The sequence below is a fragment of the Peribacillus tepidiphilus genome (genome assembly GCF_009466385.1).
GTDB lineage: Bacteria > Bacillota > Bacilli > Bacillales > DSM-1321 > Bacillus_BN > Bacillus_BN tepidiphilus.
In genome coordinates, this window is record NZ_WIAQ01000022.1 from 33,099 (window position 1) to 47,222 (window position 14,124).

Sequence of the window (14,124 nt, forward strand, 5' to 3'; positions counted from 1 at the left end):
GGGAGGCGAAGGCGTTGAAAACAAGCATCGTAATTATAGATGATCATCAACTATTTCGCGAAGGGGTAAAGCGAATACTTGATTTTGAACCATCTTTTGAAGTAGTAGCAGAGGGCGATGACGGTGCAGATGCCGTTGAGCTTGTTGAAAAATATAATCCTGATGTCATTATTATGGACATCAACATGCCAAACATGAACGGAGTCGAAGCGACAAAAGAACTCGTGGACAAATATCCGGACTCCAAGGTCATCATTTTATCCATCCATGATGACGAAAACTACGTAACACATGCCTTAAAGACAGGTGCAACAGGCTATCTATTAAAGGAAATGGACGCAGACGCATTGATTGAGGCTGTAAAAGTGGTAGCCGACGGCGGCTCCTATTTGCATCCAAAGGTTACTCACAACTTAGTAAAAGAATATAGAAGATTGGCTTGTGAAAATGCTTCTGAAGGTGGCGGTCAATTTGCACCAGAAATTAGAAGACCGCTTCATTTGCTGACGCGCCGTGAATGCGAGGTTCTGCAGCTATTAGCAGACGGACAAAGCAACCGCGGAATCGGCGAAACACTATTCATCAGCGAAAAAACGGTAAAAAACCACGTCAGCAACATCCTGCAAAAAATGAACGTAAATGACCGCACTCAAGCCGTTGTTATGGCCATCAAAAACGGTTGGGTAGAAGTGAGATAAAACTAGCTGACGTTTTGGATACGCTGTCCAGCTGGAACTTCTGGGGTTATTGGTTTTAAAGGTGTTTCTGTTAAAGCTGAATTAGGAACAATTAAAATAGATAACGGTATTTATTCACGCCCGGCTTCTCCAATTGGAGGGGCTGGGTTTTTGTTTGGGGATTTTTTTAGTCTGCTAAAGTGTTGATTTTTTGGTATTTGGAAGTGCGCTTGGCCTGTTTTTAAGACGGGTTGAATTATTTTGGGAATGGGTTGAATAATCTGAAGGACGGGTTGAATTATTTTGAGAATGGGTTGAATAATTTCGAGGACGGGTTGAATTATCGCGGGAATGGGTTGAATAATTTCAAGAACGGGTTGAATTATCGTGGGAATGGGTTGAAATATTTTGAGGACGGGTTGAATAATTGCGAGAATGGGTTGAATAATTTCGAGGACGGGTTGAAATATTTTGAGGACGGGTTGAATTATTTTGAGAACGGGTTGAATTATCGCGAGAACGGGTTGAATTATCGTGGGAATGGGTTGAATTATTTCAATGAACGGTGTTTGTATAATCCTAAGATTGGGATGGTAACAAAAGATATTCGTTTTGAATTGTTATTTCAAAAAGTTGTTCAAAGAGTTTGTCCATCGATCCTCAAGATCAAGCGGTAATTTTAGATTACCACTCTTCACCTCCATTGTTCTAGTAAAACTAAGAGTTCTGGTTTCTAATTAAAGGCTGTTTTCGTAAAGTTTGTTGCTTTTTTAGTGTAATGTAACGACACGATCTGAGATGATTGTAGCGGAGGATACTTGACTCCTCGAAAATGCATTCGCATTTCCTTCGTGCGGTGTTTATTCGAGGAAGCTTATTCAACGTCCTGCGGGAAAAGAGGGAAGTGGGAGACCCCACAGGCGGTAACGTCGAGGAGTGACTTCCCTCCCCGCGGAAAGCAAGTGCCTCTCGCTGCGATCAACGGAAACTTTATCGTCTAATAACAACAATCTGTGCGAAAAGAGCCTAATTAAATGCTCGAACTTTGTCAGAAATTAGCGTACAATAACAATTTAATGCATTCCCATTCATTTTCATATAAAATGGTTAATATAATGTAGACAAGAAAAAAATAAGGCAGGTATACATCATATGAAAACGGCAGTTGTCACGGATAGTACAGCGTACTTACCGAAGGAATTGCGGGAAAAGTTCAATATACATATGGTTTCCTTAAATGTGATTTTTGGAGAAGAAGCATATCGAGAGGAAATCGATATTAAAGTAGACGAGTTTTATGAGGAAGTAAGAAAGTCAGACAAGCTTCCTACCACATCACAGCCACCAATTGGTGAGTTCATTTCTAAATATGAGGAGCTGGCGAAAGAATATGATGCTGTGATCAGCATTCATCTATCAAGCGGGATCAGCGGTACGTACCAAGGCGCAGTTTCAGCTGGTGAAATGGTTGAAGGAATTCAAGTATTTCCTTTCGATTCAGAAATTAGCTGCTACGTCCAAGGCTTTTATGTGTTGGAAGCGGCAAAAATGGCGCAGGAAGGCAAAACACCTGACGAAATCCTAGCACGCCTTAATGAAATGAAGAAAACGGTTCGCGCTTATTTTATGGTGGACGACCTTTCCCATTTGCAGCGCGGGGGACGCTTGAGCAGTGCGCAAGCCATCATTGGAAGCCTTCTTCAGGTAAAGCCACTGCTACACTTTGAAAACAAAGTCATCGTTCCTTTCGAAAAAATCCGCACCAAGAAAAAAGCGATGAAACGAATCGTAGAATTCCTGGAGCAAGACGCAAAAAGCGGAGATCAAATGGAAGCCGTCATCATCCATGCAAACCGTGAAGACGAAGCGAAAGAATGGATGTCTGAGCTCCAACCTCAATTTCCAAATGTGAAATTCTCCATCAGCTACTTTGGCCCTGTCATCGGCACCCACCTAGGTGAAGGTGCGATGGGAATGGGCTGGTATAAGAAATAATGTTAATTATGTGCCTGACCCTCGCTGGATTAATGCTTTAATGCGCCGGGGTCAGGCTTTTTTATTTGAGGTAGGATGTCTTGACGGGAAGGCTTTTTTGTCTCTGCCTCCAGCTTAATCTCTTATCCCTTTCAAAAAAATGTAAAAAGTAACGTTTGGCGGGATTCTTGCAAGAATCGGCGGGATTATTCCCGAAACTCGTGGGATTCTTGCCAAGACTCGCGGGATTATAATTGAAACTGGCGGGATTATTATGAGGTGATAAAGAGCGCCCCGGAAAAATTAAAGTTTTTTATCGGAGTATTAAAAAATTTGTGACGCAACCTAATAAAAATTTGCCAAACTATTTGGATCTGTCCCCACTCGAATAACCCTTTATAGTGCATGAAGTAAAAACTCTTGATTTAGAGCAAAGAAGTAGTTAAGTTATTGGGTATTTTCATGATACAATCTTCAAAAGGAGGTGATAAACATGGAAGAAAATTTAATGAAACTGCTTCAAGGACAAGAAAAAGCCGAGAGACATGACGAGCATGCAACATAATAAAACAAATGGATGTAAAAGACTCTCAAATTCAAGTTTTGAATAAACGTCTGTTTGATGTCAAAACAAAGCTTGAACAAAAGACTCCATAAAAGGGGGAGTAAGGTCTTACTGAATCACTTTGGGTTTTCATATGCCCATTAACATTTTTTCCTCAACAAACCTAAAAAGGAGGTACACGCTTGCTTCCATACATTTCTTCTTTGCTTTCAGACGATAAATGGATCACCCCAATCGCGATCACCAAAGAATTTAACCCCCAATTCTCTTTTTCTCAGGAACTCCAGCAGATTCTTTATGGTAAAAAATTATTGATGGACGAAATTCCCTTTTCCTCAAAAGAGATTGACGAACATTTCGAACATGGATATGTAGGCTTCATACCTGGTCTAACAGAAAAAACTTTATCATCAAAAAAACAATTCCAATGTAGCCGCTGTGGAACCAGCAGAAAACATCATTTTTATTCCTTCCCTTGCGCACGCTGCGGAAAGCAATGTGTGTACTGCAGAAACTGTATCATGATGGGAAAAATAACCCTATGTTCCAAGCTCTACGTTTGGACAGGGCCACCCCTGCACCATAAGCCACAGCAAAACCCGCTTTCATGGGATGGTAAGCTATCTGAGGGGCAACAAAGCGCGTCGCAGGCAGTTTTAGATGTTGTGCATAGCAAGAAGACACTCCTTGTTTGGGCTGTATGCGGTGCGGGTAAAACAGAGGTATTGTTCCAAGGAATGGACCAAGCCCTTCAAAATGGCAAAACAGTATGCATTGCAACACCACGAACAGATGTCGTGCTCGAACTAGCTCCCCGCATTAAAAAAGCTTTTCCACACACAGCTATCGCTGCCCTATACGGTGGAAGCGAAGAAAAGCACCTACCTGCCCAGCTTGTCATTACGACTACTCACCAGCTTTTAAGATTTTATCAAGCCTTCGACGTTGTCATCATTGATGAAGTAGATGCCTTTCCTTTTTCCTCAGACGCGTCACTGCAATTTGCTGTAGAGAAAGCAAAAAAAACTCATTCCACCACCATTTATCTGACAGCCACACCGTCCCAAAAAATCCAACACCAAGCTAGAAAAGGAATCATTGAGTGTGTTAAAATTCCAGCCCGTTACCATCGCCATCCGATCCCAGTTCCTACATTAAAATGGACAGGCAATTGGAAAAAGTCCCTCGCGACAGGAAAAATCCCAAAACCAATCTTCCACTGGATCCAAACAAGGCTTCAAAACAAAACACCTTTCTTGCTCTTCTTTGGCAATATTGAGCAGATGGAAAAATACCTTCCACTTTTTCAAAAGCTGTATCCTGAACTACTGTCTGTTCACGCTGAAGATCCTAAACGCAAAGAAAAGGTCCAAGCCTTGCGGATGGGAAAGGTTTTAGGTCTGCTAACTACGACCATTTTGGAAAGGGGCGTTACCATTCCAAAGCTAGCTGTAGCTGTCATTGGAGCGGAAGAGGACATTTTTACGGAGAGTGCTCTTGTGCAAATTGCAGGACGTGTCGGCAGAAGTGCCGGACACCCGATTGGAGACGTGACTTTTTTTCATTATGGGAAAACAGAAGCGATGCTAGAGGCCATATCGCATATAAAATCCATGAATCTTGAAGCAAAAAAGAGGGGGTTGATCGATGTTTAGTAATGAACGATGTTATGTTTGCTTGTCCGATGTGGTTTCTAGAATCACATGGGAAACTCTACTTTACACAGATCAAAAGCAAACGATATGCGAAAGCTGTCAAAGCAAGCTAGTCCAAATCGAAGGAGAAACATGCTTCAAATGCAGCAGGTCTTTACGAAAGCTTGCCAAAGAATATATCGATCATGGGATGTGTGCGGACTGCCAGCGATGGGAGAAGGATCCAGCATGGAAAGGAGTACTTGATCAAAACCACTCATTTTATGAATATAACGATTTCTTACAAGAACTATTGGCCAAATTCAAATACCGCGGTGATTATGCCCTAGCTGAAATTTTTTCAGAGAAAATAAGACAATTCATAAAAACGGTTGATTATGATGTAATCATTCCGATTCCACTTAGCGAAGAAAGGCTTCAAGAACGTGGGTTTAACCAAACAGAGGCGCTTCTCCAAGTTGCAAATCTTCCCTATAAAGTCTTGCTAAAAAGAACACACTCTGAAAAGCAATCCAAAAAAACAAGACAAGAGCGGCTTCAAAATGCAGCAGTCTTTGAAATGACAGAAACCCTCCCAGCAAAAAAAATCCTGCTTCTAGACGACATCTATACAACAGGCTCTACCTTGCACCATGCTGCAAAGGTTTTAAAGCTTGCCGGTGCTGAAAAAGTTATATCCATCACCATTGCGCGTGGGTAAGACAAGACTTTAAGAAAAGTTTCAAAAAATCATCCAAAATTTACCCCTTGCTATAATATAATGAATAGTATAGAAAAACTCTTTTCTAAAATAAACATTTTAAAAGAGTTAAAAATGTCTTGATCTAAGCGTCAGCTCGTGGTGTAAAATATTCTTCTCCTATGAAACCTTCTTCGGAAGAAGAACATTTCTTCGTTAGAGCTAAGCAGGCGCTTTTTTCCTATTAAAATAAGGGGGAACAAATATGGGTGAACTGACAAACTGCCCAAAATGCGACAAGCTTTTTGTTCAAACAAAATTTCGTGACGTTTGCGATACATGCTTTAAAGAGGAAGAAAAGATTTTCGAAATGGTATATAAGTATATTCGTAAAAAAGAAAACCGCACCGCTACTATGGCTCAGGTTGTAGAAGATACTGGAGTGGATGAGGAACTTTTAATTAAGTTTGTTAAAACCGGACGTTTAAAGCTTGCCCAGTTTCCGAATCTCGGATACCCATGTGAAAAATGCGGGGCAACCATTAAAGAAGGAAAGCTTTGTGGTAGCTGTGCAGAACTGCTTAGAAGCGAGTTGAGCAGCTTTCAAAAGGAAGAAGCAAGAAAGCGTGAATTACTTGAAAGAGAGAGAAAAGCGACGTATTATACAAAAGATGAGAGAGATTAAATGTATGGACTGTGTGGAATATAAATTCCATGCAGTTTTATTTTTATGATAGATGTGTCAATAATTTTTTGTGGGAAAAAATAAAAATAATCTCAACCTTGCCGATATAAATAATAAGAACAATGGTGACGGTTGAAAGTGAGGGATGTATATGAAAATTAATAATATTGGATCTTCCGGAATAAATCCGTATAAGCGTCATATGAACAAATTGGATGAGGCAAAGAAATCTTCTTTTAACGTATCTGATAAAGTGGAAATCTCCTCAACCGCAAAAGAGCTTCAGCAATCTTCACAAATTCCAGCTCAGAGACAAGCAAAAGTAGAAGAACTAAAGCTTCAAGTCGAAAACGGAACGTATAAGCTAAATCCAAAAGAAACGGCAAAAGGGATTATCGATTTTTATTTTAAGAAGTAACTTCATTAAAAATTGAAAATCAAGAATGATGATCTATCCATATCTTGAACATAAAAAGGGGCATCCAAAAGCCGAAAATTCGACTTATTGGACAGCCCCTCGTTTTGAGAGGCATATAGGACGATAAAAAGCCGTATATAGATTCAACTTAACAAGGAGGAGCCGCCATGTCTGCAGAAAAACTAATCACGTCACTTGAAAAATTAATTAAGCTGCACAAAAGCCTGAACGAACTGGCAGTCAGAAAAACAGAGGTTGTGAAAGTAGGCGACATGGAAGGGCTCAACAGCCTCTTAAACGATGAACAAAAGCATGTAAAAGCCATTGAGCTGATAGAAAATGAACGTGAAAAACAAGTAGCGGAATATATGAAGGAACGTGGCTATGAGCAAGACTCTTACACATTACTAGAGTGCATTGAAGTCGCTCCTAAAGACCTAAAAGACAAGCTCATCTCGTTGAGAGAGCAGCTGATCGAAGAGCTATTTATTTTAAAAAATCGCAATCAACTTAACCAGCAGCTGATTTATCAGTCGCTGCAGTTTGTGAATGTAACGCTTGATATGCTGAGACCTCAAGAACAGGCTTATAACTACGAAAAACCTAATCATACTCTAAACGCTAATAAGCCGGGGAAAAGTATGTTTGATTCGAAAGCATAAGATGAAACGAAAATTAAATCGGGGGAAACAAAAATGATTTCTACCTTTCATGGATTAGAAACAGCTCGCCGAGGTATGAGTACCCAGCAAGCTGCTCTTTACGTTACGGGACATAATATTGCGAACGCCAATACACCTGGGTATTCTCGTCAGCGTGTGAATTTTGAGCAAACCGAAAAATTTCCAACAGGTTCTATAAATAGGCCGCAAATACCGGGTCAAATTGGAACAGGGGTAAAAGCAGGTAGCATTCAAAGAATTAGAGAAAGTTTTTTAGATATACAGTATCGCGGAGAACACAATAAAGTGGGCTACTACGGATCACTGAGCGAGTCATTAAGAAAAATGGAAGAAGTACTGAATGAGCCTTCTGACAGCGGTCTACATAGTACAATGGAAAAGTTCTGGAACTCATTGCAGGATTTAGCGTCCCATACTGAAAACACAGGGGCACGCGACGTGGTAGCTGCAAGTGGTCAAATGGTCGCTGATACCCTTAATTACTATTACAATTCATTAACACGTATTCAAAACGATATAGGCCAAGAAATTAATGTGAAGGTTAAGGAAGCTAATGCGATCCTTGATAAGATTTCCAGTATAAATGCACAAATAGCCGATGTGGAACCTCATGGATATCTGCCTAATGATTTGTATGATGAAAGAGATAAGCTCGTGGATGACCTTTCCAAGATTATAAATATAAAAGTAACAAAGGTTATTCCAAATAATTACGGTAAACCTTCTGATATTGCCGAAGGACTTTATAACATTGAATTAGCCAAGAAGGATGGCAGCCCTTACTCGCCACCGGTTCAATTAATCTCGGTTACAAAAGGTTCGGGGATTATTGGAACAAATCATCTTCGAATAAAAGATGAAGCGGCTACCCAGGATTACGAGACCATGGAAGGTCTTGTAACTGCTCTTGAAGTCGGTCAAAACAACGGTACTTGGAAAGCAATTACGGACTATTCCTTTGGTGGAGAACTAGCTGGATTAATTGAAAGCTATGGTTATACTGATGGTACGGATGATTTTGGATATTATCCAACGATGGTGGATCAATTGAATAAAATGACGTATGCGTTTGCAAAGGAATTTAACACCATACATAAACAAGGATACGCATTAGGCTCTGCCACTCAATCAACAGATAATTTCTTTGTTATTGATCCACCAGCAGATATTAACGCTAATTACGATTCAAGTGTAAATTATGCTCAATTAATTAAGGTTAACAAGAATATTATTAATGATCCTTCATTAATTGCAGCTGCTCTGCAGCCTGGCGGAAAGTCTGGAGATAATGAGAATGCTTTATTACTTGCATCGATAAAAACAAAGAATTTCGATAACTATTTATCGAAAATTGCAGATCCGAATTTCCCTAAAGATTTAACAGGCAATATGGACACCTATTATTCCGGAATCATCGGAAAACTCGGTGTGAATTCCCAAGCAGCTGCCAAGGATGCTGCGAACTCTACGACATTAAGAGAATCAGTAGAGTATAACCGTCAATCAATTAGTGCGGTATCTTTAGACGAAGAAATGACGAATATGATTAAGTTTCAACATGCCTATAATGCAGCGGCCCGAAATATTACGGTAGTAGATGAAATGCTTGATAAGATTATCAACGGTATGGGTGTAGTAGGAAGATAAACTAGAATAAAGTGGTGAGATTATGCGAGTCACTCAATCGATGTTATCTAATAATACTTTGCGAAATTTAAGCAGTAGCTTTAGTAGACTTGGAAAGCTTCAGGATCAGCTATCGACAGGAAAAAAGATTAACAGACCTTCCGATGATCCTGTTGTAGCTATGAAAGGTATGGGATATCGTACAGATTTAAATAGAATTCAGCAATATCAAAGAAATATTGGTGAAGTGAAAAACTGGATTGATAGTACAGATGACGCTTTGGATAAAGGAATACAAGCTCTACAGAAAATAAGAGAGCTAGTGGTGCAAGGAAATAACGGTACTCTTGAAGAAAATCAAAGAAAATATATTGCAACTGAGGTTGCTCAGCTAAAAGAACATTTGTCCAACATAGGCGATACTAAAGTTGGAGGGAAATATATTTTTAATGGATTGGAAACCAATCAAGCTCCTTCTGAAGTTGGATTTCAAGACGGAGATATTCAATTAGAAGTATTCCAAGGAATTAAAATTCAAGTAAACACTTCCGGTAAAGCACTCTTCCAGGATTCTGGCTTAATGTCCGATATTGACAAACTATTAAATGATTTAAATAGCAATAATACATCTTCACTAGGTGATAGCATTGCCTCAATGGAAAAGCATATAGATAACTTTATTACCGCTAGAGCAAATATTGGTGCTAGACAGAACCGAGTAGAACTTATGGAAGAAAGATTGTCGAGTCAAGAAGTTTTTTCTTCTCGTATTCTTTCAGATAATGAAGACATAGACATTGAAAAAGTAATAGTCGAAATGACGACTCAAGAAAGCATACATCGTGCAGCGTTAGGTATAGGGGCTAGAATTATGCAGCCTACGTTAATGGATTTCTTAAGATAAGGGGCTGTCCGAAAAGGGCAACTTCATTAAAAATTGAAATTCAAGAATGTTGATATACCAATATTCTTGAACATAAAAAGGGGCATCCAAAAGCCGAAAATTTGACTTATTGGATAGCCCCTTTTTACTAAATTGAAGTATTAAAGAGGTGCAACATATGAAGCTTCCTCAAATTAGAATGGAATCTACCTTTATAAAATTGGGATTGAACATTCAAAAGCCAGTACAAACAATCGAGCAGCCAAAGGCTCAACAAACTATTGAACAGCCAAGGCCTGAACTAAACATAGAAACGATTCCAGCGAAGCTTACAATCGACCAGTCAAAAGCATGGGAAGATATGGATTTGAAAAGTATATTTAAAAGAACAGAAGAGTTTGCAGATTATGGTTATGAAAGCTGGTTAGCTGGATTAGAAAGAAGAGCTCAACAAGGTCAAGAGTTAATGAAAATTGAAAACAAAGGAAATGTGATTGCTTCTCAAGCAAAGATTAATGGCGAAAGACCAGAAAAACAATTTAATATTGGTTGGATCCCATCCTATTTTAGTGTGAAAACGAACTATCGGCCTGCTGAAGTCAAAATTGATTGGAAACTAAATAAGCCTAATATAGATGTACGATTAAATAAACCAATCCATGAATACCATCCTGGAATGGTAACAGGACACATTGAACGTTGGAATGACTTGAAAATAGATTATGTAAATCTAACTAATTAAAGTGGTGAAAATATGAAATTACAAACAAAGTATTTCGGGGAACTAGAAATACAAGAGTGGGAAATAGTTGAATTTCCTTTAGGGATACCAGGGTTTAATGAACATAAACAATTCGTAATATTGCCTTTTGAAAACAGCTTTTTTTATATATTACAATCTACAAAAGAAGCTGAAATTGCCTTTATAATAGCAGATCCTTTTACTTTTTTTCCTGATTATGAATTTATTTTAGAAAAAGAGGAACAAGAAAAGCTACAGGTTCAAAAAGCAGAAGATATTGCTGTCTTTGTTATATTGACCGTTGAAAGTAACATCCAGAACACAACAGCAAATTTAAAAGCTCCAGTTGTTATTAATCATAATAAAAAAATTGGCAAGCAAATTATTTTAAATAAAACAGAATATAAAACAAAAGAACGAATTTACAAAGTAATATCCTCCATAGGACAGGAGGGGTAATCATGCTTGTGCTTAGTCGGAAAGTAAATCAATCGATCATGATCAATGACGATATTGAGATTACGATTTTAGAAATTGATGGGGAACAAGTAAAAATAGGAATTAACGCGCCTCGAACTATGGACATTCATCGAAAAGAGATTTATTTGACTATTCAAAAGGAAAACAATGAGGCGATTCATTCCAAAAAATCTTCCCTTTCAGAACTATCGAAGTTATTTAAAAACCATACAAACTAAATAATAAAAATTTCCTCCAAAACTATTAAACATTTGTAAGCATAGACGATATTAAAAGTGTAAGTCGAATTGGTAACAACGGCGGCCGACTTTGGAACCATTCGAAATTGAAAAACCACATGGATGTGGGTTTATACTCAAGGAGGAAAAGACAATGAGAATTAATCACAATATCTCAGCGCTAAACACTTACCGCCAATTAGGCGCTAACGCTGGCGCAGCTTCTAAAAACTTAGAAAAATTATCTTCTGGTCTTCGCATCAACCGAGCAGGAGATGACGCTGCAGGTCTAGCAATCTCTGAAAAAATGCGTGCACAAGTTCGCGGATTAGAGCAAGCTTCTCGTAATGCACAAGATGGTATCTCTTTAATTCAAACTGCTGAAGGTGCATTGAACGAGACCCATGCAATCCTTCAACGTATGCGTGAACTAGCTGACCAATCAGCAAACGGAACTAACACTGCAGACGACCGTAAAGCATTACAAGATGAAGTAAAACAATTAAAAGATGAGATTGATCGTATTGGTAATACTACTGAATTCAATACTCAGAAGCTGTTGAATGGAAATCTAAAATCTGCTGCAGGTGCTTCAGTTGGTCAAAATACTACTACAGGTGCTATAGTTGGTAAATTAGCAGCAGGTACTTCAGTAGCTGCGGCAGCTATTGATGCAGCAGGAACAGCAGCTGCAGATTTCCAACAAGAGGTAATTAACATTGATGGTACTGATATTACGGTTAACTGGCAAAACTTAAGTTCTGAAGAACAGAATATTATTATTGGTGCAACTACAGATGATACTTCTAGACAAAAAGCAGTTGATTTAATTGTTAGCAAAATTAATGAAGCAATTGATCAATCAGGTAAGAATGTAGCTCATATTTCAGGTTACCATACTGCAGGGGTTATTACACTTCAAAGTGGTACTACTGGAACGGATTCAAAAATTGCACTAACATCTGGTACTGGTATTTATAATAAAGTAATGGGTGCAGGAGCTACTGAAACAACAGGTACAAGTACTTATAATGGTACTACAATAGCAAATGGTAGTAAATTTATTGCCAATATTAATGGAGTGACAATGGAAGTTACTCTTTCTGCAGATATAACAAATGGTGATGATATGTCAGATGTTGCTACACAGTTACAGACTGATATTAATTCAGCTATTAATAGCGCAAACTCAACAGCTGGGGCAACAACATCAGCTGACCCAGGGTTTATTGCAGATGTTAAAGTAAATGCCTTAAAAGATGGACGTTTAGAAATTGTTAGTGAAACTGGGCCAATTACTTTAAGTGACTTACCTGGTAATACATTTGTTTCTGACTTAGGCTTAAGCCAGGCTCAAACAGAAGCATCAGGAAATGGTGGAATGACTTTCCAAATTGGTGCTAATAAGGGCCAAACAATAACTTTTGGTATTAATGACATGCGTTCTGCTGCTCTAGGAATTTCTGGTGTAGATATTTCAACAGCTGCAGGTGCACAAAATGCATTAAAATCCCTTGATTCAGCAATCAAAACTGTTTCATCTGAGCGTTCTAAACTAGGTGCTGTTCAAAACCGTTTAGAGCACACAATCAACAACTTAGGTACATCTGCTGAGAACTTAACTGCTGCTGAGTCTCGTATCCGTGACGTAGATATGGCGAAGGAAATGATGGAGTTCACGAAGAACAACATTCTTTCTCAAGCAGCACAATCTATGTTGGCTCAATCAAATCAATTGCCTCAGGGAGTTTTGCAACTCTTGAGATAAATTGATTTTGAAGGGCGTCTTATCTGGTAACGGATAAGAGTATAACCGGGTGAATTGCTGGAACTTCCTAAAGCTTCTTTAACCACAACGTAACTGGAAACGGTAGGCGTGAAGGTGAAAAATAAAGAAGATTTTACAATGGATAATCAGCAGCCAAGCTCCTGTCTCGAAAGAGTGGAGAAGGTTCAACGACTAGGATATACCGTCTAAGGCAACCGCTATGACGATGAAATCCGTAGGGCGGCTCAGCCGTTCGAAGTGCCCGGCTCCTTATAATTTAAGGATGAAGATATAGTCTATTCTGTCACCGAAAGGTACAGCGGCAAAGCAAGCCAACCAACAACCACAAGGAGTTCTTCAACTTCTTCGTTAATCTGTCCAAAAAAGGATGGTTCTCCTTACAGGAGGCCATCCTTTCTTAATTCTCTTAATTTGTAAACAATGGACCAGTAGGTACGGTTTAATTCAAGTGCTATTTGTTTATCTGTTTTTCCTTCTCTTTTGTAATGAATTAACTTTGCTATTTCTTCATCTGTATAATTACTCCATCGACTTGAATCGGAAGACACTATTCGATAATTAGGAAACTGTTTTTCTAATTTTCCCTTCTCTATTTGAAATCTCTTATCCCAGTCATATTTATACTCCATATTTGGACAACTGTTTGCTATGGGAAGAATTAGTTGAAGAAAATCCAGACTTTCTAGAACAGTTGTAAGTCTCAAAACATAACCAAATCCGTCCGGTCTTCTATTAATCTTAAATTTGATTCCAAAGTGTTTATGTATATGTGATTGTAAAACGAGTAGTTCATCTAAGGGGTAATTTTGCAGGTACAAAAAAATATGTGGAGTTAAATAAACGAGCTTTTTACGATTGTTTAGTCTTTTTGTGATGCTTAGTGATCCGTCATCTAAATCAAAGAATTGTTAAAAAAGGTAGTGTCAAAAGTTCTATGAAAAACTAGTTCTAGGCATCTCCGCCAGGATTTCAGGAATAGCCAAGTCCGCAATCGCTCTTGACAAACAGTCGAAAAAGGTTGCGATACGGCCATCAAGGGCGAAGGGAACA

General features: G+C 38.7%; 13 protein-coding genes. All 13 read left to right on the forward strand.

Annotated elements, in window-relative coordinates; all coding sequences use genetic code 11:
- The first annotated feature begins 14 nt into the window (after positions 1–14).
- The 13 genes from GD441_RS11995 to GD441_RS17565 all read left to right on the forward strand — a co-directional run bounded on the left by GD441_RS11995 (position 15) and on the right by GD441_RS17565 (position 13,053).
- Positions 15–698, forward strand: coding sequence for a response regulator (locus tag GD441_RS11995; RefSeq protein WP_153126677.1), 684 nt, complete (start codon positions 15–17; stop codon positions 696–698).
- A gap of 1,131 nt (positions 699–1,829) precedes the next feature.
- On the forward strand, positions 1,830–2,672 hold the full coding sequence (locus tag GD441_RS12000; RefSeq protein ID WP_153126678.1) for a DegV family protein: 843 nt from the start codon (positions 1,830–1,832) through the stop codon (positions 2,670–2,672).
- Positions 2,673–3,398: 726 nt separating this feature from the next.
- Entirely contained in the window at positions 3,399–4,871 is a 1,473-nt protein-coding gene (locus GD441_RS12005) for an ATP-dependent helicase ComFA (RefSeq protein ID WP_276567790.1), read from the forward strand.
- Complete coding sequence (locus GD441_RS12010; RefSeq protein WP_153126679.1) at positions 4,864–5,571, forward strand: ComF family protein; 708 nt, start codon at positions 4,864–4,866, stop codon at positions 5,569–5,571. Before GD441_RS12005 ends, GD441_RS12010 begins: the two co-directional genes overlap by 8 nt.
- Positions 5,572–5,815: 244 nt before the next feature.
- Entirely contained in the window at positions 5,816–6,235 is a 420-nt protein-coding gene (locus tag GD441_RS12015) for a TIGR03826 family flagellar region protein (protein ID WP_153126680.1), read from the forward strand.
- Between the two features lie 151 nt (positions 6,236–6,386).
- Entirely contained in the window at positions 6,387–6,653 is a 267-nt protein-coding gene (gene flgM, locus GD441_RS12020; RefSeq protein ID WP_153126681.1) for a flagellar biosynthesis anti-sigma factor FlgM, read from the forward strand.
- A 167-nt stretch (positions 6,654–6,820) separates the two neighbouring features.
- The gene (locus GD441_RS12025) at positions 6,821–7,315 is read left to right on the forward strand and encodes a flagellar protein FlgN (RefSeq protein WP_153126682.1); all 495 of its coding nucleotides are present in this window, start codon (positions 6,821–6,823) and stop codon (positions 7,313–7,315) included.
- Positions 7,316–7,348: 33 nt separating this feature from the next.
- The gene (gene flgK, locus GD441_RS12030) at positions 7,349–8,983 is read left to right on the forward strand and encodes a flagellar hook-associated protein FlgK (protein ID WP_153126683.1); all 1,635 of its coding nucleotides are present in this window, start codon (positions 7,349–7,351) and stop codon (positions 8,981–8,983) included.
- A 22-nt stretch (positions 8,984–9,005) separates the two neighbouring features.
- Positions 9,006–9,866 (forward strand): flagellar hook-associated protein FlgL, encoded by an 861-nt coding sequence (gene flgL, locus GD441_RS12035; protein WP_153126684.1) that lies wholly within the window; start codon positions 9,006–9,008, stop codon positions 9,864–9,866.
- 157 nt (positions 9,867–10,023) lie between these two features.
- Positions 10,024–10,587, forward strand: coding sequence for a DUF6470 family protein (locus GD441_RS12040; protein WP_153126685.1), 564 nt, complete (start codon positions 10,024–10,026; stop codon positions 10,585–10,587).
- A 12-nt stretch (positions 10,588–10,599) separates the two neighbouring features.
- A complete protein-coding gene (fliW, locus tag GD441_RS12045; RefSeq protein ID WP_153126686.1) occupies positions 10,600–11,046 on the forward strand; it encodes a flagellar assembly protein FliW in 447 nt (148 codons plus the stop codon).
- 2 nt (positions 11,047–11,048) lie between these two features.
- Positions 11,049–11,285 carry a carbon storage regulator CsrA gene (gene csrA, locus GD441_RS12050; RefSeq protein WP_153126687.1) on the forward strand — a complete coding sequence of 79 codons (237 nt, stop codon included), beginning with the start codon at positions 11,049–11,051 and terminating at the stop codon, positions 11,283–11,285.
- A 154-nt stretch (positions 11,286–11,439) separates the two neighbouring features.
- A complete protein-coding gene (locus tag GD441_RS17565) occupies positions 11,440–13,053 on the forward strand; it encodes a flagellin N-terminal helical domain-containing protein (protein ID WP_153126688.1) in 1,614 nt (537 codons plus the stop codon).
- The last annotated feature ends 1,071 nt before the right edge of the window (positions 13,054–14,124 follow it).

What these genes read in the sequence shown, in the direction of transcription:
- csrA (WP_153126687.1), top strand. Translation starts at nt 11,049, where the DNA reads ATGCTTGTGCTTAGTCGGAAAGTAAATCAATCGATCATGATCAATGAC.
- flgM (WP_153126681.1), top strand. Translation starts at nt 6,387, where the DNA reads ATGAAAATTAATAATATTGGATCTTCCGGAATAAATCCGTATAAGCGT.
- flgK (WP_153126683.1), top strand. Translation starts at nt 7,349, where the DNA reads ATGATTTCTACCTTTCATGGATTAGAAACAGCTCGCCGAGGTATGAGT.
- GD441_RS12015 (WP_153126680.1), top strand. Translation starts at nt 5,816, where the DNA reads ATGGGTGAACTGACAAACTGCCCAAAATGCGACAAGCTTTTTGTTCAA.
- GD441_RS17565 (WP_153126688.1), top strand. Translation starts at nt 11,440, where the DNA reads ATGAGAATTAATCACAATATCTCAGCGCTAAACACTTACCGCCAATTA.
- GD441_RS12025 (WP_153126682.1), top strand. Translation starts at nt 6,821, where the DNA reads ATGTCTGCAGAAAAACTAATCACGTCACTTGAAAAATTAATTAAGCTG.
- GD441_RS12040 (WP_153126685.1), top strand. Translation starts at nt 10,024, where the DNA reads ATGAAGCTTCCTCAAATTAGAATGGAATCTACCTTTATAAAATTGGGA.
- flgL (WP_153126684.1), top strand. Translation starts at nt 9,006, where the DNA reads ATGCGAGTCACTCAATCGATGTTATCTAATAATACTTTGCGAAATTTA.
- GD441_RS12010 (WP_153126679.1), top strand. Translation starts at nt 4,864, where the DNA reads ATGTTTAGTAATGAACGATGTTATGTTTGCTTGTCCGATGTGGTTTCT.
- fliW (WP_153126686.1), top strand. Translation starts at nt 10,600, where the DNA reads ATGAAATTACAAACAAAGTATTTCGGGGAACTAGAAATACAAGAGTGG.
- GD441_RS12000 (WP_153126678.1), top strand. Translation starts at nt 1,830, where the DNA reads ATGAAAACGGCAGTTGTCACGGATAGTACAGCGTACTTACCGAAGGAA.